Source organism: Pirellulales bacterium (assembly GCA_019636335.1).
Taxonomy (GTDB): Bacteria; Planctomycetota; Planctomycetia; order Pirellulales; family JAEUIK01; genus JAHBXR01.
On sequence record JAHBXR010000006.1, the window covers coordinates 161945 to 182259 of the forward strand.

18 protein-coding genes are annotated in these 20315 nt (G+C 63.6%); 9 read left to right on the forward strand and 9 right to left on the reverse strand.

All coding sequences use genetic code 11. The features are described 5' to 3' along the window. The first annotated feature begins 51 nt into the window (after nucleotides 1-51). Both KF708_08340 and KF708_08345 read left to right on the forward strand, forming a co-directional pair. The gene (locus tag KF708_08340; GenBank protein ID MBX3412682.1) at nucleotides 52-1518 is read left to right on the forward strand and encodes a DUF1501 domain-containing protein; all 1467 of its coding nucleotides are present in this window, start codon (nucleotides 52-54) and stop codon (nucleotides 1516-1518) included. Nucleotides 1519-1706: 188 nt separating this feature from the next. After that, nucleotides 1707-3203: a DUF1570 domain-containing protein gene (locus KF708_08345; GenBank protein MBX3412683.1), complete on the forward strand. Its 1497-nt coding sequence runs from the start codon at nucleotides 1707-1709 to the stop codon at nucleotides 3201-3203. A gap of 72 nt (nucleotides 3204-3275) precedes the next feature. Here KF708_08345 and KF708_08350 read toward each other — a convergent pair whose 3' ends face one another. Continuing rightward, nucleotides 3276-6518, reverse strand: coding sequence for a hypothetical protein (locus KF708_08350; protein MBX3412684.1), 3243 nt, complete (start codon nucleotides 6516-6518; stop codon nucleotides 3276-3278). Nucleotides 6519-7015: 497 nt separating this feature from the next. Here KF708_08350 and KF708_08355 point away from each other — a divergent pair, with 497 nt between their 5' ends. Both KF708_08355 and KF708_08360 read left to right on the forward strand, forming a co-directional pair. Beyond that, on the forward strand, nucleotides 7016-7990 hold the full coding sequence (locus KF708_08355) for a tetratricopeptide repeat protein (GenBank protein ID MBX3412685.1): 975 nt from the start codon (nucleotides 7016-7018) through the stop codon (nucleotides 7988-7990). A 232-nt stretch (nucleotides 7991-8222) separates the two neighbouring features. Further along, complete coding sequence (locus tag KF708_08360; protein ID MBX3412686.1) at nucleotides 8223-8465, forward strand: hypothetical protein; 243 nt, start codon at nucleotides 8223-8225, stop codon at nucleotides 8463-8465. 65 nt (nucleotides 8466-8530) lie between these two features. Here KF708_08360 and KF708_08365 read toward each other — a convergent pair whose 3' ends face one another. Beyond that, complete coding sequence (locus KF708_08365; GenBank protein MBX3412687.1) at nucleotides 8531-10327, reverse strand: ABC transporter permease subunit; 1797 nt, start codon at nucleotides 10325-10327, stop codon at nucleotides 8531-8533. Between the two features lie 150 nt (nucleotides 10328-10477). Further along, the gene (locus KF708_08370) at nucleotides 10478-10870 is read right to left on the reverse strand and encodes a signal peptidase I (GenBank protein ID MBX3412688.1); all 393 of its coding nucleotides are present in this window, start codon (nucleotides 10868-10870) and stop codon (nucleotides 10478-10480) included. A gap of 302 nt (nucleotides 10871-11172) precedes the next feature. On the opposite strand from KF708_08370, the gene KF708_08375 reads away from it, so the two are divergent. From KF708_08375 to KF708_08385, 3 genes are all read left to right on the forward strand, one after another. Beyond that, a complete protein-coding gene (locus KF708_08375; protein ID MBX3412689.1) occupies nucleotides 11173-11418 on the forward strand; it encodes a hypothetical protein in 246 nt (81 codons plus the stop codon). A 247-nt stretch (nucleotides 11419-11665) separates the two neighbouring features. Then, the gene (locus tag KF708_08380) at nucleotides 11666-12154 is read left to right on the forward strand and encodes a hypothetical protein (GenBank protein ID MBX3412690.1); all 489 of its coding nucleotides are present in this window, start codon (nucleotides 11666-11668) and stop codon (nucleotides 12152-12154) included. 24 nt (nucleotides 12155-12178) lie between these two features. Next, on the forward strand, nucleotides 12179-13168 hold the full coding sequence (locus KF708_08385) for a hypothetical protein (GenBank protein MBX3412691.1): 990 nt from the start codon (nucleotides 12179-12181) through the stop codon (nucleotides 13166-13168). Nucleotides 13169-13252: 84 nt separating this feature from the next. On the opposite strand, the gene KF708_08390 is transcribed toward KF708_08385, so the two are convergent. The 3 genes from KF708_08390 to KF708_08400 form a co-directional block, all read right to left on the reverse strand. Then, the gene (locus KF708_08390; protein MBX3412692.1) at nucleotides 13253-13831 is read right to left on the reverse strand and encodes a sigma-70 family RNA polymerase sigma factor; all 579 of its coding nucleotides are present in this window, start codon (nucleotides 13829-13831) and stop codon (nucleotides 13253-13255) included. Nucleotides 13832-14127: 296 nt separating this feature from the next. Then, on the reverse strand, nucleotides 14128-14595 hold the full coding sequence (locus KF708_08395; protein MBX3412693.1) for a PaaI family thioesterase: 468 nt from the start codon (nucleotides 14593-14595) through the stop codon (nucleotides 14128-14130). Between the two features lie 24 nt (nucleotides 14596-14619). Next, on the reverse strand, nucleotides 14620-15588 hold the full coding sequence (locus tag KF708_08400; protein ID MBX3412694.1) for an SMP-30/gluconolactonase/LRE family protein: 969 nt from the start codon (nucleotides 15586-15588) through the stop codon (nucleotides 14620-14622). 121 nt (nucleotides 15589-15709) lie between these two features. Between KF708_08400 and surE the strand changes: the two genes are divergently transcribed. Further along, on the forward strand, nucleotides 15710-16408 hold the full coding sequence (surE, locus tag KF708_08405; protein MBX3412695.1) for a 5'/3'-nucleotidase SurE: 699 nt from the start codon (nucleotides 15710-15712) through the stop codon (nucleotides 16406-16408). Between the two features lie 12 nt (nucleotides 16409-16420). Here the strand turns inward: surE and KF708_08410 are convergent, their stop codons facing one another. Beyond that, nucleotides 16421-16729, reverse strand: coding sequence for a carbon storage regulator (locus KF708_08410; GenBank protein ID MBX3412696.1), 309 nt, complete (start codon nucleotides 16727-16729; stop codon nucleotides 16421-16423). 471 nt (nucleotides 16730-17200) lie between these two features. Here KF708_08410 and KF708_08415 point away from each other — a divergent pair, with 471 nt between their 5' ends. Then, entirely contained in the window at nucleotides 17201-17641 is a 441-nt protein-coding gene (locus tag KF708_08415; protein MBX3412697.1) for an NUDIX domain-containing protein, read from the forward strand. Between the two features lie 105 nt (nucleotides 17642-17746). On the opposite strand, the gene KF708_08420 is transcribed toward KF708_08415, so the two are convergent. Together KF708_08420 and KF708_08425 are read right to left on the reverse strand one after the other, a co-directional pair. Next, complete coding sequence (locus KF708_08420; GenBank protein MBX3412698.1) at nucleotides 17747-18754, reverse strand: Gfo/Idh/MocA family oxidoreductase; 1008 nt, start codon at nucleotides 18752-18754, stop codon at nucleotides 17747-17749. A gap of 83 nt (nucleotides 18755-18837) precedes the next feature. Next, the gene (locus KF708_08425) at nucleotides 18838-20307 is read right to left on the reverse strand and encodes a DUF1501 domain-containing protein (protein ID MBX3412699.1); all 1470 of its coding nucleotides are present in this window, start codon (nucleotides 20305-20307) and stop codon (nucleotides 18838-18840) included. Between the last annotated feature and the right edge of the window lie 8 nt (nucleotides 20308-20315).

Consider the following 20315-nt stretch of genomic DNA (forward strand, 5'->3'; position numbering starts at 1 on the left):
CGATGACCTGCCAAGACATAGTCGCCGCGAACTTGCGACGAGGAAGCCACGATGCACGACTTTGAAACACAACGCCTCTTGCTGACGCGGCGGCACTTCTTCAGTCGCTCGGCCAGCGGCATCGGCGCCGCGGCACTCGCCTCGCTGTTGAACCCGCAACTCTTGTCGGCCGGCGCCAGCGAGGCAAGCTCGGCCGATCGCGGCGTTCTCGGCGGTCCGCATTTTGCCCCCACGGCGAAGCGCGTCATCTACCTGTTCATGTCGGGCGGTCCGTCGCAGCTCGACATGTGGGACTACAAACCGAAGCTGGCCGATCTGTTCGACGCCGATCTGCCCGACTCGATTCGCATGGGGCAGCGCATCACGACGATGACCTCGGGGCAGAAGCGTCTGCCCGTGGCCCCTTCGATGTTCAAGTTCGCGCAGCACGGCGAATCGGGCGCCTGGGTCAGCGAGCTGTTGCCCCACACGGCGCAGATCGTCGATGACCTGGCTGTCATCAAGACCGTGAACACCGAGGCGATCAATCACGATCCGGCCATCACGTACATTCAGACCGGCGCACAAATTCCCGGCCGGCCGAGCATGGGGGCGTGGCTCTCGTACGGACTGGGCAGCTCGAATGCCGACCTGCCGGCCTTTGTCGTGCTGCACTCGATGGGTTCGCAAAAACGCGACGCGCAGGCGCTTTACGCACGTCTGTGGGGGGCCGGTTTCCTCCCCTCGCGCCACCAGGGGGTAGCGCTGCGCTCGATCGGCGATCCCGTGCTCTACCTCTCGAATCCCCCCGGCGTGAGCGGCCAGACGCGCCGTCGGATGCTCGATGCGGTCGCACAACTGAACGAGCGGCAGTACGACACCGTGGGCGATCCCGAGATCAACGCGCGCATCGCGCAGTACGAAATGGCCTTCCGCATGCAGACCTCGGTGCCGGAATTGACCAACACGGCAGACGAGCCGCAACACGTGCTCGACGCCTATGGGCCGAACGTGCAGAAGCCCGGCACGTTTGCCGCGAATTGCCTGCTTGCGCGGCGGTTGGCCGAGCGCGGGGTGAACTTCGTGCAGCTCTTCCACCGCGACTGGGATCAGCACGGCGATTTACCGAACGACCTGGGAGCGCTGTGCAACGACGTCGATCAGCCGTGCGCCGCGCTGATTGCCGATCTGAAAAAACGGGGCATGCTCGACGATACGCTAGTCATCTGGGGGGGCGAGTTCGGGCGAACCGTCTATTGCCAGGGCACGCTCACCAAGACGAACTACGGCCGCGATCATCACCCGCGCTGCTACACCATGTGGATGGCCGGCGGTGGCATCAAGCCGGGCATCGTCTACGGCGAGACCGACGACTTCAGCTACAACATCGTCGAAAAGCCGGTCCACATTCACGATCTGAATGCCACCATCCTGCACTGCCTGGGCATCGATCACACGCGGCTTACCTACCGCTTCCAGGGACGCGATTTCCGCCTGACCGACGTCCACGGCAATGTGGTCCGCGACGTGCTGGCCTAGACGCGCGACCGCCGGCACTAAGGCGCACGATCGATCGCGCGGGCTGGGCCGGCGGCGGACAAAGAATGCTGGCCTCCCGCGGAACGGCGCGTTAGCCTGAACGCTGGAATCAGAAGATTGCGGCGCCGAACAACTTCGGTCTGCCGCAACAGAGCGCCATCACTTCTCAGCAGGGGCTTTTATCTTCGATGCGATTTCCCGGTCTGCGCCTGCGTACGCCCGTGCTCGTTCGTTGGAGACATCTCGGCGTGGCGTTGGCACTTGTTTGTCTCGCCCCGGTGGCCCGCGCCCAGGGTCTGTCTCCCGTTGCGGAAGGTGGTGACGAAGAAAAGCCGGTCGCCGGCGAGCGTCGCCCCGCGCCGCAGGCCGAGCCCGATTCGCTCAGCCAACTGCTAGCGAGTGGAGCCGAAGTCCGGCCCGGCGGCGGCGAGTTGCTCTACGTCCGGGACGAGAATGGCAAGGCGCTCGTCAGCCGGCTGCACTGTGCGATCGGCGACCAATGCCTGGTGTTGCTCCCCGACGGCAAGCTGAACCTGGTGCCGCGCGTCGACACGCGCCCCTCGAACAAGCCGTTTCAGGCGGCCGATGCCCAGACGATGATGGCCCGTCTGCGCACCGGTAAATTCTCGAGCTTCAAGACGGCGGCCAGCGAACACTATCTTTATGTCTACTCCTGCTCGGAGCAGTTCTATCAATCGACGCGCGATATTCTCGAATCGCTTTACCCGGGCGTGATCGCGCGGCTCGAGCAGTGGGACTTGCAGCCGACGGCGCCGTCGGTGCCGCTGGTAGTGATGATCTTTCCCAACCGGCAGGAATTCGACGCCCTCAAGCCGATGCCACCGGAAGTGGCGGCCTACTACAGTGGTCTGTCGAATCACATCGTGCTGTACGAAGATCCGTTGCTTTCCGACCGCGCGCCGGAGTTCGCGCTGAAAGAGGCCTCGTACACGATTGCTCACGAGGGGGTTCATCAGATCCTGCACAACGTGGGCATCCAGCAGCGACTCTCGGGCTGGCCCGCGTGGCTGGGCGAAGGATTGCCCGAGTATTTCTGCCCGATCAACGTCAGCTCGGTGGTGGTGAACGAACAAGGTGCGGCCCTGCCCCAGCGGAACTTGAAGTGGACGCGGGCCGGTCTGGTGAACGACCTGCGGATGGCGGCGCTGCTCAAGATGTCGTCGAAGAGTGGCGACGCCATCCAGCGGATCGTCAACGCGCCACAGCTCGACGCCGACGGCTACGCGCTCGCCTGGGGGCTGACACATTACCTGGCCGAGAAGGCCAAGAAGCCCTTCGGCGCCTACCTGCAAGAGATCAGCCGCATGGGTCCGCTCGAACGCCAGGAGGGAGAAGACTCGCTCTTCACCAAGCACTTCGGCAGCGATTTTGCCGCGCTCGAAACGGCCGTGCAGCGGCACCTCACCAGCGGCGAGATCCAGAAGAGTTACCGCGACCCGATGATCTACCAGACGCACTACGTCGTGGTCCACACGACGAAGCGCGGCCGCACGGCAACCGTCTCGGTGGCGATCACGCTTTCACCCGGCCGCGCCCGCGAGTGGAAGGAGCAGGAAGAAAAGGAACAAGCCACGAGCGACCCGGGCACGATCCACGCCTTCCGCACGCAAGTCTGCAAGACCCGGATCGAGGCCGAGCAGATCGTGAAGAAGATCGGGCGGTAGCCGTTTCGTTTTAACCGTGCAGCAAGTCCTCACTTGCCCCGGGGACGAGCGCACGCTGAGGGCCGTCATCCACTACCGTCCAAGTGGTTGTGCCGGTCCCACGACAAGCGGATCGGGTAGTCGCTCGACACTACTCGTTTTTTCTTCGCAGCAGGGCGTGGTTTCCTTGTTCGCGACGGTCAAAACCAGCTTGATCGGGGGGGAGATCGACGTGTGCAACGGCATGTGCGCGCCGAAACGCAGATGGGCCGTCCCCGTAAATCCCCACTTCTTTGCCGGATCGATCCACGGCAGAGACTCGATCGCCTGTTCGATTTTCGAGCGGGCCTCGCGCGGATCGAGCGTAATGATCCCGTTCGAGATGCTCGCGTCGATTTCGCCTGTATAGACGCGGAATGCGGCGGCTGTTTCTCCTTCGGCGGTGCCCTTCAATTCGATCGCGACGTCGGCATCACCGACCGCTCTCAGATCGATCGGCGGCGCCCCCGAATACTTGAGCGACAAAGGACCAAGGCACGAAAGATCGACGTCGATGCTGCCCTCGCAACACTGAAAGGTCGCAGGAAAGGGGCCGGTGTTCGCCCAGACGAAGCCCTGCTCGGGGGCTTTCGCGGCTTTGCCGTCAATGGTCAATCCATTCGAGATGCCCGCGGGCGTGCCGACGCGCACCTGGAACTGCGGCACGCCCCCGACGACCCGGCTCAACTCTGGCACCAGGCTGCGCACGCGTACATGAATCAACTCGCGGCTGATGACCTCGACGTCCGTTTGGGTCACGGGCACTCCGTTGGCCGCGATCTCCGTCTCGGTGGTATGGATCTCGGTACCACCGACGATGGCATGGGTTTGTATCGGATGGAAGTTCTTGCCCGTCAGGAAGAACGAAGCCGCCAACCCGGCGCCATCCTTGAGGTACTCGAGGCCGTAGAAGTCGTGGATCACCGGCCGTAGCTGCGTATCGCCCAAGTCGAACAGATCGCGGCCGGCCAACTCGTATTCGTAGGGCACCCGGGTTTCGTAGGTTTGCATCCCCAGCATCTGTTCGAGTTGATCGACGCGACTGACCAGGCGTTCGTAATCGCCGGGTCGGTAGCAACCCGTATCGCCGCCGGCGAAGGCCTGCCGGCGCGTCGCCATGACCTGGCGACCTTGCACGAGCATTTCTTCGTAGCTGCGCAAGGTAGTCCCCGGTTTGGCCAGCAGTTCCCAGTTGGTCGTGACGTCGAACTTCACCCCGCTGACGAAACCCGGCATGACAAGGATGACCTCGCATTCGCGAATGCCCGGTTCCAACTCGCGGTGATTGAGATCGTAGCACCGCCCGGGGCCCCCCTTCCAAATCAAGCGCGTCAGCGCGGCCAGATTGTTCTCTTCGGGGGGCGGTGCCTGGACGCGCGGATAGAAGTACCAGCCGAAGGTCTCGGCGCCGTGGGTGAAGGCGACTGCCGTTCGATTCAAATCGATCCCGGCCTGGTCGAGGCCAAGCTGACGGCTCAACGCCACGCGCTGTGCCATGTTGAAGTTACTTCTCGCCACGCCGATCGCGAGCGCCAGTTGCATTTCGCGACGCATCGAGAAGGCGTCCCAGACATTCTGCTCTTCAACCTGGGGATCGAGCGCGAATACGTACAAGGGAAAAGAAAGCCGGACCAGTTCCTCCCACAACATGCGGGCTGCCGCCGTCGTAGGCCCCACTCCCTCGCAGCGGCCGGGTGAGAAAAAGAAAACCTGCTCGAGCAAAGCGCCATGATCCGGGGGAATGCGACCGTTGTCCGCCAGGTCGCGCAACAACAGCTTGAGATTCGCATCGAGTTCAGCCGCGTGGACGGCCAGGACCCAAGTCGCGGCCGCCGTCGACAAATCGAGCCCGACAGGATCGGGAAAGCAATTCGGCGTCATGCACGCGCCCGCTAGGCAGGCGTCGGCAGGCAGGCATTCCTTCACGTAGTCGATCCAACACTTTCGCAGCTTCGTCAACGTTTGCTCGTCACCGCATCGGTCCTTTTGACAAAGGCCGGGCAACGTCGCCCCAGCGTTGAGCATTTTGCCGACATTGACGAGCAGGCACTGCATGCCAGGGTGGTCGTACACGCCGCGCCGCTCGAGCCCCACCTGCAACGACATGAAGTAGCGAAATAGAAAGGCCCGCAACTCCGCGTGCTTTGGTTTGTCCTTGCCTAGTTCGAAACGCGCACGCCGGAGAATGCCCTCGATCGTCGCTTCTCCGTAGATGCCCGCAAACCCCGCAACGACCTCCGGCGTGCTGATGTTCTCGGTAGTAGGAAGGCCTTTGTCTTCCCTTTGGAATTGTTGATCTGGCGCTTCCAAAGACTGCCAGTTCGAACTCGGAGGTGTCTGAGAATGGCTACCTTCGCAACACTCTTCCACGTAGCAGTCGGAGAGTTTGCGATCCCATTCTGCGGACAACACCGGTGCCAACGCATCGACGGCATCGGCAATCGCGAGCTTGGGAAACGTCTTGCGCAAGTGAGTCGCTTCGAGCTGAAGTTGCGCCCGCAACGTGACGACCGCCGAATGCCCGCGATACGTTTCTCTCCCAGGCAGGACGGAAACCGGCACACGAAACAGGAACAGGCCATAGCCGGGCATGCGGCTGTTATCGTCCCCCATGTTGCGCCGGCGCAGCGCGTGATTGACGGAAAGATAAGTGCCGAACTGTCGCTCGAATTCGGTAGGCTCGACGCCGACCTTGAGTTCCCCCACTCCGCTGGTTGCGGCAGACTTCGTCAACAAGCTGTAGAGATCCACTTCCTTGATATCAATCGGCGTTGCGGTCACCGTGCCCGGGGTTGTTCCCTGCCCTTCTACAGTGGCTCCAGCAACGGCCACATTCGGTACCGGTATCACCGTCGTCGACGGCTTGTCGTTGTTGATCGTATTACGATTGCCGCTCGCTATTCCCAAAGCCGTTGTCGCTTGAAACTCCATTTGATCGCTGCGGGCGATCATCGCCTGAAGCGTTTGCTTGAATTCATCGCGGACCCCCAGACGCTTCATCTGCGTCTCGTACTCCTGGATGAACTGCATCAGGTTGGCGTCGCCCCAGACGTCGGGCTGCTTGATCGTGATCGACCCGTCGCGGCGGATGCTGTCCTCGAGGCACGTCACCGAGCGCGCCAGGCACAGCATGGGATCGTCGGGGGGAATATCTGCCTTACGCGTGCGGAAGATCCGGTCGGCCATGCCGTCGAGCGCCGACCAGATGTAGCCCTCGGCCAAAAGCGGCGACGGCAGCGCCATTTGCATGGCGAGAAAAAACACCAGGCAACGCGCACCCCTCTGGCGTCGCAACATCGCTTGCCCCCTTCGTAACTGTGCCCCGGCCGCGTGACGCGCGCCTAGCGTTACGGCGCGCTAAGATCTGCCTTGTCCGATAACTAGCCGCAGCGAGCTCGACCGGTCGATTCCGGCGAGACCTCAACCGCGTTGCGAGTACCCCTCGCAAGATGGATCGGCGGCCCCACCGTAGTTGGAACATTCAATCTGACCTGCACGTCAAAGAGTCCCTCGACGTCAAAAGTGGCATCTCCGGCACAGTCTCATCTCCCGCAAACGTCAGGCTTTACGCAGATGCCACCGCGCTGCCACCCCGTTCGAGCCCGATTGGCGGAAGCACCCTAGAGAGGCCGATCTTGTTCCTAGCGGCCCCCGTTGGTAGCATTCCGCCCTATTTCGTCTAGATCGCGCGTGTTGACACCTCCGGGGTGCGCGGCCAGTTGATCCGGCCGTAACCGCGACAACTCTTTGGCTTCAATTCGGGCAATCGCGTGCGCAGGTCTGGGAGTCACTGCGTGACGACGGATCGTCGATGGTCGTCTCTGCGCAAGGTCGGCGCTGGTCGTGCGACCGACGATCGCTGCTGCGCGCTGATCGCGGCGACGCTGCTGCTGGCTGGCAGCCTTTGCGTCGGTTGCAAGGCGCCGGTGCGCGACGGACCCGTCTCAGAACCCCTCGCCACGTGTCGCCAGTATTCGCAGCGCGGCATGCTGGCGATCGAGCAGGGCAATTGGGCCGAGGCCGAATGGATGCTTTCGCAAGCGATCGAGACCTGTCCGGTCGATGCCGTCGCGCGCGAACACTACGCCGAAACCCTCTGGCACCGCGGCGAACGCGCAGCAGCGCTGGCGCAGATCGAACAGGCGATCAAGCTCCGCGGCGACGATCCGGCACTCGAGGTCCGCGCGGCTCAAATGCTGCTCGACCTGGGGCAGCCCGAGCGTGCCGAAGCCCACGTCCGCTGGGCGCTGGTGCTCGACTCCCACTCGGCGAGTGCCTGGCTCGTCCTGGGTCAATTGCGCGCGCGCGCCGGACAGACCGACGACGCCCTGACGTACTATCACCGTGCGCTGGTCATGGACCCCGACGATCGCGCCACCCTGCGCGCCTTGGCCGAGCTGCAGGACAAGCTGAATCTGCCGCACAAATCGCTGATCAACTGGCAGATGCTCGCCCAAACGTACGAGGCCGGCCAGCAACCGGCCGACGTGCAAATGGCCCTGGGGGGCGCCTATCATGCCAACGGCCGGTACGACGAGGCGGCCGAATCGTTCCTCGCGGCGCGCGAACGAGGCGCACCCCCGCTCGAAGTGTGCCGTCGGCTCGCCACGATCTGGCAGGCCGCAGGAAGAACCGACCTGGCCAGCCGGGCGAACGCCGAGGCCACCGCGCTCGAGCAGCAGGCCATTGCCGCGCGGGCGCTAGCCGCACGACCGGCGACTCCGTCTCAAGCCCCGGCCCCCTCTCCCGCGCCCACCACGCTACGTTGACGAACGCCAGGGGCAAGCTAGACTCGCCGGCCCGCGACCGTAGCGATTGCCGAGGATATTCGCGGCCGTTCGCCCGCGCCACCGCTACCACCGGCGCGACGCCTAGTACCTGTTTGACAAGCGCCCGCTGCGATCTATGTTTGCATGTCGCCGAGCGGTCTGGCGACACGTTCATCTTCTGGCATCGAACAGGCGGTTTGGAGCTGAACTCATGTCGCAAACTATGGATCCGATGATCTTCGCCGCGGAAGTTCCGGTAGCCCCGCGTCCGTTTATCGACCGCCGTCACGGGGAGACGCCGGTGCAGCCCATCGGGCGCGAGCGGCGACAGTTTGCGAACAGCCACGACGATCTCTCGCCCGACGCGCGCGAGCTGGCCGCCGCCGTCGATCAGTACAAGCTGCTGCACCGCCGCCGCTTCATCACGTACGAAGAACTGCTCAGCGTGTTCCGCTCGCTGGGTTATCAGCGCTAAGCTGCGATCGATTCTCGTACGTCGCCAACTTTCCCGGCAATAGCTCGTGCGCCCGACGTGCGCGCCTACTCCTCGCCCAAGGTGGTGCGACCGGTGGCGACGTCGAACTCGTAAAGCGCCGGTACGAGCATGGCCACCGTCGCAAAGCCATACATGCAGGCGACGACGAGAAACACCGTCAGCGTGTGGTCGAGCATGAAGCTCGTGATGGCGTAGAACGTGGCAAAGGGACAGAGCAGCGACGCCAGACCGATCGCGGGCGAAGGGTTGCGCGCCCCCAGCGCCATGTAGAGCCCCACGCCCCCCCCCAGCATGAACGCCAGGAACGGTTGCAACTGAACCGAGAACGAGCCGCTGAAGGCGACCATCAAGCGCATGCAGGTGGCAATGCCTACCACCAGGAAGAAAACCGTGCCGATGCTCGTGGCAATCGCCACGCGCGAGTTGGCATAGGTCATGCCGCAGTGGAACCCGAGCGTGATGGCGAAGAGCTCGACGACCAACAAGCCACCGACGAGATAGATCACGTTCTCGAGCGGCAGCCCCCGCGGCGAGAGCCACAGGCCGATGCCCAGTACCAGGGGCAAGAGGATCATCTCCTTGGTATTGTAAGCCACGCCCGCCAGCTTGCCGAAGACGAACTCCTTGGGCGTCAGGTCGGTCACGAGCAGCAGATCGAGCATGCGCCCGTCACGTTCGGTGGTGAGCGAAGTGACCGCCTGCGCGTTGATCAGCACGAGGCTGAGAAAGCCCAGCGGCACGAGCACGGCGGCGACGTTCCAGCGAGTCAGCCCCGCCTCGGTCTGGGCGAGATACCAGCATCCAGCCGCACTGAGGGTAAAGAGCAGCAGATACGCCACGCGCACGACGAGCATCCGCCGGCCGTACGCCCGGGTACGAATCTCGCGCCACAGGATGGGGTTGTCCCACACCTCGCGCGAGGGGAGCGGTTGCTTCGCGGGCGCCGCTACGGGGGCGGCCGACTGCTCGACCGGCACTAGTCCCCAGATGCTGTCGCGATCCTCGGCCTCGCGCGGCACGGCCTGGATTTCTCGCGAGGGATTCCAGACACGCACGCGCCAGATGGCCACCAGGTTGAGCACGGCCGTGGCGATCAGCGCCAGGGCGATGTACCACGTGACCGGTCCGCTCCACCAGGCCGCGAGATCGGCCGCCGACGTGGCGGGCCGCGTCGTTTCGAGGATCGCCTGCCAGGGGCTGAAGGCCGTCGCCCAAGTCGCCGTGGGCACTTCCAGCCAATTCGATCCCAGCAATCCCAGGGCCACGACTTCCCAGGCGACGAGCCAAAAGACGATAGCGAGTGCCGTCATGGCCAGCGTTTGAAACGTCTTCTCGCGCCATAGAGCCAGCGTCGAGCCCAAGCTTCCGGCGGCGAACGTCGTTACCAGCGTCACCGCGAACGATTGCAGCACCTGCTGCCAGGCGATGCCGCCAAACAGGCACGCCAACATGAAGCAAGGGAGCGCCGCCGCGACCAGAATCAGGATGTTGAGCAGACTGGCCAGCAATCGCCCCAGCACCAACTCCGCGTTGGTCAGACGCGTGATGAGCAGCAACACGAGCGTGCCGCGATCCTTCTCTTGGGCCACGGCGCCGGCCGCCAGCAGCGCCGAGCAGAAGAGCGCCAGGCCAAGCTGCAGCGGTCCCAACACCTGGAACAGCATCAGCCCAAAGCGGGCGAATTCGCCCGTGTCTTCCACGACCTGGATACCGGCCAGCAAGAGCCAGGCCGTACACATCAAGACCAGCAGCACGCCGGGATAGGCAGCGCGGGCAACGTACGTGCGCGTGCGTCTGGGTGAGGTCAGTACCTCGCGCGTAAATACCGGCCCGACGAGCAAGACGCGACCCCCGCCACACGTGTTCGACGAAAGGACCGGGCCCGGCGAAACGCTCGCCGAGCCCGATCCGATGCCGTTCCATCCTACCCGAACGGAAGCGCCTTGGGCACTCCGCCGGCAGGCTGTGTTATGTGCTGGGGGCAGTGGCCATTACGGTCCGTGCTGCACCGGCTGATACTTGGCGTCACCAAAACCGAGCAAAGGGTAGAAGATGAAGGGAAACAGAATCAATCCCACCCCGTAGAGCGTGTCTTTGCCAAAATTCTTGGCCACATCGATCGACACCACGATGTGCGCGATGATGTTCACGCAGGGAATCAACATCAGGATGAACCACAGGATCGGCCTGCCGGCGATCTCGGTCAACACATACATGTTGTAGAAGGGAATGATGCTAGCCCAACCTGGCTTGCCAGCCTTTTGGAAGGTCTTCCAGAGGCCAATGATGACCACGATCAGGATGGCGATCTCGAGGACGAAGCAACACATCCCCATGATGCCACCACCGGCGGCCGCGGCCGGTTCGGTCGGAAATTCAGTCATGTCAAAACCTGTCTCGAACTGTTCTGATTGCATAGCGCTGTCCTTGCGTAGGGCGAAGAAACTCGCGGCGTGCAGGCGCTGCGTAGTGTAGCCTTGCTTACGATTCCGCGACAAGCAAACCGGTTGCAACGCCTGCAACGTGCAGAGCCGAGCGCGATCAAAACGGTCCTCCCCAGACTTCGCTCTTTGCGGAAAAAACCCACACCGCTACCCTGACCCCTGACCCCTGACCCCTGACCCCTGACCCCTGACCCCTGACCCCTGACCCCTGACCCCTGACCACTGACCACTGACCACTGATAATGGTTGGCGAAAACCTCGATCTATCGAGCGGCGCGAGCAATGAGGCCGACTCGGGGGCCGGCAGCAGCCCCGGAGTTCGCCGGCGTTTCGTGGGCATCCATTTCGCCTGCTGCGATATCTACTCGCGGATCTACATCAACCGCGCCGGCACGGCCTACCTGGGACATTGCCCCCGCTGCTCGCGGCGCGTGGAATTGAAGATCGGCCCCGGCGGCACCGATTCGCGCTTCTTCACGGTCTGGTAAGGGCGTGCCGGCGCTGGCGGTGCTAGCACCAACGGTCTCTTGAGTGGCGCGGCCGTTTTGAGTAATCTCCGCCCCGCTCGTCATCCTCTGGCGTCCTGCGGTCCCCCTCGCTGACGCTTCGGGTTGTGATGGAGGGAATCCCAACCCGAAGCGTCAGCGAGGGGGCACGGGGAATGGCGTTGCCGTGTACGAAAAGCATTTTTCGCCAGCGATCGTGGCAACCTAGCGGCAAGTTCCCGGCCTCGCCATGGATTACGACGTTCAACGCTGTACGCGGCACTGCGCTCAGAGCGGTCGCGAGCTGACCGAGGGAGAGACGTTCTACTCGGTGCTCGTGGCCGAAGGTTCGCACGTGAGGCGCTACGACTATTCGGCCGAGGCCTGGCAGGGACCGGTGGGAGATCGAATCGTCGGCTGGTGGAAGTCGCAGATGCCCACGCGGCAGGCGAAGCGTGCCCGCATGGCGCCTGGCGACGTATTGCTGGAGTATTTCAAACAACTCGCGGAGCAGCCCGGGCAGGACGATCTGCGCTACGTGTTGGCGCTGTTGCTCGTGCGGCATCGCGTCTTGCGGCAAGAGGGCATCGAATCTTCGAAGCATGGCGCTGAGATGTTGCTGCTGTATTGCCCGCGCCACGAGGAAACCTATCGTCTTGCCGTAGCACCGCCCGAGGACGAGCGGATCGGACCGATCCAAGAACACCTGGCACAACTACTCGACGCGCCGGCAAGTTGAACCGGCCGCGACGCAAGAGCCACGATGGCCACGAACACAGCCCAACCGCGGAAGGAACCGCAGAGCCCGCCTCGAGCGTGGCTCCGAGGGGTGGGCTATTGGTGGTTGCCCCTGCTCCTGGTGGCGGGCAGCGGTGCGAGCTGTCCGCGCGTCGTCGATCAATACAAGGTTCCGGTCACGCGGGTCCTGCCCGAGCAGCCGACGCTCGAAACGGTGCTGACGACGATCAACGAGAACAGCGATCGCGTCGACTCGCTCTACACGACGAGCGCCTCGATCAAAGTGGCGGCCTTTCCGACGATCAAAGCCAATCTCGCTTACGAACGGGAGCAACGCTTTCGTCTGTTCGCCGAAACGGCCCTGGCCGGCACGGCCGTCGACCTGGGAAGCAACGACGACGGCTTCTGGTTCTCGGCCGCGCAGAACAATCCGCCGACGATCTACTTCTGCCGGCACGACGATTTCCCCACCAGCCCGGCCCGGCAGGCCCTCTCGGTCGAACCCACCTGGTTGATCGAGGCGTTGGGCGTGGTCCGCTTCGATCCGTCCGACCAGCACTATGGGCCTTTCGCGCGGAAAGATGGCAAGCTCGAATTGCGTACCGAGACGCTCGATTGGAAACGCATCACGATCATCGATCCCGAGCGTGGCTGGATCCTCGAACAACACGCCTACGACGCCGACGGCAAACTGATCGCCAGCGCCGTGGCACGCAACCATCAGCGAGATCCGATCTCCGAGGCCATCCTGCCCCGGACGGTCGAAGTCCATTGGCCGGCCATGGAGCTGCGTTTAACCCTGCAGCTCGAAGGGTTGCAGATCAATTCGTTGCCGAGCGAGCATCAACTGTGGGCCATGCCGCAATACGCCGGCTGGCAGACGATCGACCTGGGCCGTCGGCCACTTCCTCCGATGCACGACGACGGGCGGTCGACGCCGGCGCTACCCGTCAGCACGCCCGATCCCGTCACCTCGAGGCCGGGCATTCCCGCGCAACAGCGTTTCTTGCGCTGAGTGAGCTCGTTCTGCATATCTACGCGGCACTGCGGGTTTGCGTTTGAGGAACCAGGCAGAGAGTGTGCATCGCAGAGCGCGCGATTAGAGCTTCGAGCCGGAAGGCTCGGCCCCCGCGCTGCGCATCTTCTGGCGAGCGCGGCTCAGCGTGGGGCCGACGCTGTTCTCTGGCATACCGACCGAGGCGCTGATCTCCTGGTAGGTCTTGCCTTCGAGATGGTAGAGCCGCACGACGGCCGCTTCGTCGCCGTCGAGCGAGTTGAGCAGACGCTCGACCTCTTCGCGATCGGTAATGCGTTGCTCGGGCAGGCCGGCGCCGACGAGTTGCTCTCCGGCGATGTCACCCAGTCGCATGGGAGTCTTCTGCCGGATCATTTCGCGGACAACGACGCGACGCGCGACGACCGTGAGATACGTGGCCAGGCTGCTCTGACCGCGGAAGTTCCGCAACACGGCAAAATCGTCGCGAATCACGGCGACGAAGATCTCGGCACAAAGATCGTCGCGGTCTTGTTGCGTCAGTCGCACCGAGCGGCATTGCGCGGTGTGATTGATCACGTGGACGAAGAGGCCCATATATCGGTCAACAAAGTCTTCCCAAGACCTGGGCTGGCGCGCCAGGCACCGTTCGAGCAGACCGCGATCGACTTCGGAGAGGGCCACGTCGTTTTACCCTCGTGGGAGGCCTGCGACGTTCGACTGATTTACCCCGCCGGGAAATGACACGCATGGCGGGCGAAAAACACCTACAGACCGTGTGTAACTCGATTCTAGGTAGAATCGGAAAGCGGAGCAAGATGAACCTATTCCCCTCGGCGCTGCCAATGAACCCAGGGCGACCAACGGGAGCCTGGCCGGCGTGCCAGTGATCAATACTTCAGGGCTCACTTACCGCACAACCATCAATAAAAGCCGTGCTAATCTCTACTTAATCGCGACGATCCGCACGGGACACTCGTTCAGTCCCCTTTTCCGCCCAGTCCCGGATGGGCCTTCTCCCCCCGGCCCACGACCATGTAGATCGAATCTCCGCGGGCGATCTCCTTGCCATCGGCCCCCCGCACGATGCTCTCGCCGTGGATGATCTGGCGGCCCAGCCGGGGAATCGTCGACTCGCAGACGAGCGTGCCGGCCGACGCGGGGCGCAGATATTTGACCCGCAGATCGACCGAAACCCAGCCGGCCCCCTGCGTGGCGACCTCGCTGAGGACCAGCGCGTAGGCGATGCCCGAGTCGATCATCGTGGCGATCACGCCGCCATGCATGATGCCCAACGGCTGGCAAAGATCCGGCCGCCAGTCGATTTCCAGCTTCGACCACCCGGGGCGCAAATCGACGATCCGCAGCCCGATCAACTTGAAGAACTCGAGCGCGTTCAACGAAGCGAGCAATTGCGGATCGGCGTGTCGGTCGTCAGGTGAGCTCATGGGGAAGCGGCATGAATCATGGCATCACTTCTTGGCGGGCAAGATCACGAGTCCCGGCACGCCGAGATCGAGGCGGAACAAACCACCCTTGGCCTCTTGCTCATTGCCCAATGCACCGGTGACAAAAAGCTGGTTCATCTGCGGGCCGCCGAAAGCAACGTTGCTCGTGGTGAGGTTGCCCCCCGGATAACGGGCGAGCAGCTTTCCCTCGGGGCTCAACACCTGCACCTGCCGCATGCCGTAGTGGGCCACGTAGATATTTCCCGCGGCGTCGAGACACATGCCATCGGGTTGGTTGTCGACCTGGCCAAGCGATTCATCCTTGCTCGGCAGATCGGCCAGAACGCGGCGCTCTCCCACCTTGCCCGGTGAGAGCACCTCGTACACGAGCACACGATTCTTCTTGCTTTCGGCGACGTAGAGCGTCTTGCCGTCGGGCGTCAGGATAATGCCATTCGGAAAGGCCAGCCCTTCGTCGACGAGCTGGGTCACGCCCTTCGCGTCGACATAATGCACGGTGCCGATCAACTCCGTGTCGCTCGAGCCCCCTGGGTCGGTAAAGTAGAATCCGCCGTGTGCCGTGTCGAGCGAGAGATCGTTGGGACCCCTGAGCGGATTGCCCTGGCACTCCTTCGAAGCCGGCTCGAGCAGCTTGCCATCGGCCGAGAGGTGCAGCACGGCGTGCTGGCTCGCATCGCAAACCAGGTGCGTGCCATCGGCCAACACTTTGTGACCGTTCGGGGCGCCGGTCTCCGCAAATGTTTTCTGCTTTCCATCCAGCGTGAATTGCACGATGCGTTTGGCTTCGGAGAGGTACCCGTTGCCGGCGTAGTCGAAGACCACCCCTTCGCTGTAGTGCGGCACCGTCAGCACTTCGATCGCCTCGATCTGGGCGGCATCGGGCAGATCGGCAGCGGACGAGGTCGACGCCACTCCGGCGAGCGAAGTAACCAGGCAGGCGACCAGTAGGCGGCAAGTGCGGCGGCAGTTCATGACATCTTCTCCCCAGGGGCGCGGCATGCATTGAAGCGGCCCGCCAGCCTAGTCGCCTCAGAAACGCCCCGCAAGCCGCGGGCCCTTTGTCGTCCGGTGGCGTTGTGAGACAATCGCGGCGATGAATCTGCTCCTGACGAACGACGACGGAATCGAGGCGCCGGGAATCGCCGCCCTCGAACGTGCCATGGCGCCCCTGGGACGCACGGTCGTCCTGGCGCCGGAAACGCATCTTTCCGGCTGTAGTCACCAAACGACGACACATCGCCCGTTGGTGCTGCGGACGCTCGCCTCGGACCGCTATGCCCTGGACGGCACGCCGGCCGATTGCTCGCGCGTGGCACTTTCGCACCTGGTGCCAGAACTGGTGCCCGAGATCGATTGGGTCGTCTCCGGCATCAACGAAGGGGGCAACCTGGGGGCCGATGTCTACCCCTCGGGAACGGTCGCCGCCGTGCGCGAGGCGGTGCTGCTCGGGAAACCGGGCATCGCGGTGTCGCAGTATCGGCGCAGCCGGCAGGCGGTCGATTGGAACCGCGCGGCGCGCTGGGCACACGAGGTGGTGCGGATGTTGACGTCGCGCGATGCGCGACCGGGGCGCTTCTGGAACGTGAACCTGCCCGATCCACCGACGGACGGCCCCACGCCGCCCGTCGTCTTTTGCGATCTCGACCCGAACCCCCTGCCCGTGGTCTACGTGGTCGAAGAGGGTTTATTGCACTACCGGGCACGTTACCAGGATCGGCTGCGGCACGAGGGGTGCGACGTCGAAATCTGCTTCAACGGCGCCATCTCGGTCACCGAGCTCTCGCTGGGCTGAGCGGGGAGTGGCTTACTTGGCCAGTCGCGAGGTGAAACCGCTCCGGCGCGCCAACCGCTGCGGCAGCAACGGCGTGGTCGACGGGACTAACTCATTGCGGCGGGGATGACGCGACAGACGCTTCGCCGGGGCTTCCTCTTCCGGCTCTTGGGCCGCCACCGGCTCGTCACCGAAGGGGCGCAACTCGCCCCGCAGCACGCGGACATCGTCGGGGGCCTCGACCCCCAGCGCCACGCGGTTGCCGCTGACACGGACGACCGTGACTCGAATGTTGCCATCGATGACCAGGGACTCGCCGATTTTTCGACTGAGGACAAGCATCTTGCTCTCTTTTCTTCCCGCCACTGGGTCCATCTGGAAGGGGGCGACGACATGCCACCCGGCGACTCTTCCACATCGCCTTGCGGCCGCTAGCACGACCTGAGCGACTCATTCGCACGCGTTGGCTTCGCGGGAGGGTGGTGCCAACACGTCACTTGAATGCCTGTTATTCGCAAAGGTTATGCCGATGGTTTGAAGTATTTTTCTGCTAGCATCGCTGACAACGCTCTAAGACATTACGCGACAAGGCATTCGAAAGGAGCCTGTCGAAAAAAAAGATTCAAGTCCCCGAGGCGTTTGGCCGAAGGGCTAGTCTCAAACCGAGAACCTGGTCTCGAATTGAGCTTCATGGCTCACAAAATGGCAGGTTCCACACATGGAAGCGGCGCAAGCACTTGCACTTCTTCATGCCATGCCTGCACCGCTCGCTGGCATCCCATTTCTTCACCGGCAACGTGTAAGATAACCGCCATGTCGAGCGATCCATCGAACGAGTTGCCGCAGGCCTGCGCCGTCCCCTTCCGGTACCGTCAGCAGCGTGTGGAGTTTTGCCTCATCACGTCGCTGAACCGGCGCAAGTGGGGCTTCCCGAAAGGGATTGTCGAGCCCCATCAAACGATCGAGACGGCCGCGCTGGCCGAGGCGTACGAAGAGGCCGGCCTGGCGGGCGAAATTATCGGCCAACCCCTGGGGGACTACGCCGACTTCAAATGGAACCGCCCCTTGCGCGTGCATGGACGGCTGATGTGCGTCTCGCACGAACTGGCCCACTGGCCCGAAGACACCCAGCGCCAGCGCCGCTGGTGTACGGCCAAGGAAGCACGCGAACTCGTTGCTCGCCAGGAGCAGCTCGAGTTGCTCGAACAGGCGATCCGGTGGCTGAAGCAGATCGAGCAACGCACCCAGTCGTAAGCCGCACGCCCCGTCGCACGCACCACGGCGAGAACCTGGTCGTGGCACGCCACGCGGCGTCGTGGTGACGGCCGAGCGCGATCCGTTTTCCAGTTCTGTGTGGATCTACTTCTTCTTGGCGGCCTCTGCCTGAGCCTTCTGCAGCACGTCGGCCAGCTTCACCGGGGCGCCCCCCTGCCGCTTGCTTTCGTCGGCGGCCTCCATGAAGGTGAACATCTCGATCGTCTCTTCGGCTGGCACCGGCGACTTGCCCGTCTTGAAGAATTTGGCGATCTCCTCCACCAGCGGAACGTAACCGGCATACCTGCCCGACTCGACGATCCCCTTCGTGCCGTATACGATCGCGCCGTAGGTGCTGTCGCCGCGACGAATGCCGCGGTAGGTGCCGATGCGGCCATCCTTCCAGCGGCCGGTGACAAAGTCGGTATCGGCGGTGTGCGCGCGAGAGACCTCTTCGCAACCGGTGCTCATCACGGTGTAGAGCATCTCGACACCATGCACCCCATACCAGAACAGGTCGGGGTGATGCTCTTCGAGTGAGCAAGGGGCGTGTACGGAACAACCGACAATCTCGCCGACCTTCTCGTTTTTGCCGATCCCCTGTAGCTCGGGCCCGAAGCGGAGCGACGAGCTCGAGAAGCAGGGCACCTTGTGCTCCTTGGCCAGTGCGAAGATCGCGATCGCGTCGGCCAGCGAACCGGCCACCGGCTTGTCGATGAACAAGGGCTTGCCCGCCAGGATGACCGGCGTCGCCTGCGCCAGGTGCGGCCGACCGTCGACGCTTTCGAGCAGCACGACGTCGACCTTCTCGAGCAGCTTGTCGATCGAGTCGACGATCTCGACCCCCATCTCCCGCACCTGCCTGGTGAACATCTCGACGCGGCTGTAGCTCGCTTCGACATCGGGGCTGCCCCCCGGATACGCGGCCACAATCGTCACGTCGGCCGCGTCTCCTTGCTTATCGGGGCTGTTGAAAGCCTTGGTGAAGGCGATCACGTGCGAGGTATCGAGGCCGATAATGCCGGCGCGGATCGGTTTTGCGGACTCGTCCGCGGCAGACAAGGGACCGGCAAGCAACGCGGCGACGAGCAAGGCGAAGACAAAACGGAGCATGGCGGTAGTCTCCCACAAATGAGCGAGTTCGAGCGATAATGTACTCGCTCGCTCCGCGCGATGCGACCCAATGCCGAGTCTTCTCAGGCGAGCAATCGCTGGACCACCTCGCCGCCGACGTCGGTCAGGCGGAAGTCGCGTCCCTGGAAGCGGTAGGTCAGCTTCAAATGGTCGAGCCCCAGCAGATGCAGGATCGTGGCCTGCAGATCGTGTACGTGGACCGGATCTTCGACGGTGTAGAAACCCAACTCGTCGGTGGCGCCCAGGGTTTGCCCGGCACGCACTCCGCCGCCGGCCAGCCACATGCTGTAGCCATCGATGTGGTGATCGCGGCCGATCTTGTCGCGTGGCTCGCCCATCGGCGTGCGCCCGAACTCGCCCCCCCAGACGACCAGCGTGTCTTCGAGCAGTCCCCGCCGCTGGAGATCCTTCACCAGCGCCACCGACGGTTGATCGACTTCGCGGCAGCGCGCGTCGAGCGGCTCGCCCAGGTGCGTATCGTTGTTGCCGTGATGATCCCAGTCGGTGTGGTAGAGCTGCACGAACCGCACGCCCCGTTCGACTAGCCGGCGCGCCAACAGGCAGTTGTTGGCGAACGAAACCTTGCCGGGCTCGGCGCCGTAGGCGGCCAGGGTCTCGGCCGTCTCGCCCGAGAGGTCGGTCAACTCCGGCGCACTCGACTGCATGCGATACGCCATTTCGTAGGCGGCGATACGCGTCGCGATTTCAGGATCGCCGACCGTAGCCAGGCGCTCGCTATTGAGCGCGTTGACCGTCTCGTAGAACTGCGACTGGCGCGCGCCGGCAAAGCCCAGCGGGCTGGTGAGATTCAAGATCGGCTCTGGTCCGGGCAGCAACGGCACGCCTTGATACGTGGTGGGAAGGAAGCCGCTCCCCCACAGCGGCGCGCCGCCACGCGGTCCTCGGGGACCCGACTGCAGCACGACGAAGCCCGGCAGATTCTGCGATTCGCTGCCGATGCCATACGTCACCCAGGCCCCCATGCTCGGCAGTCCGAAGCGCGGCGTGCCCGTGTTGACGAAGAGCTTGGCCGGGCCGTGATTGAAGACGTCGGTCTTCATTCCGCGGACGATCGAGATCTGATCGACGATGGTCGCCAGATGCGGCAGGAGCTCGCTCAGTTGAGCGCCCGATTGGCCATGCTGGGCGAACGCCCGCCGCGTGCCGAGCAGCTTGGCGTCGCGGCCGATGAACGCGAAGCGTTTCTTTTCAACATACGACGAGGGGATCTGCTGCCCGTCGAGCTGCTGCAACTTCGGCTTGAAATCGAACAGGTCGAGTTGACTGGGCCCACCAGCCATAAAGAGAAAGATGACCCGCTTGGCGCGCGGGGCGAAATGGGTCGGCCGCACCGCCAAGGGATGCGTGCGCAGGTCGGCGTCCATGGCTGCGGCCGAGTGAGCACGCTCACCCTGCAGCAACGATGCCAGGGCCAGCGAGCCCACGCCGACGGCGCACTGCCCGAAGAAGTGACGCCGCGTGGATTGCAGCAACGCCGCTTGTTCGATGGCTCGTGGCGCAGGGGATGCCATGCTCATCG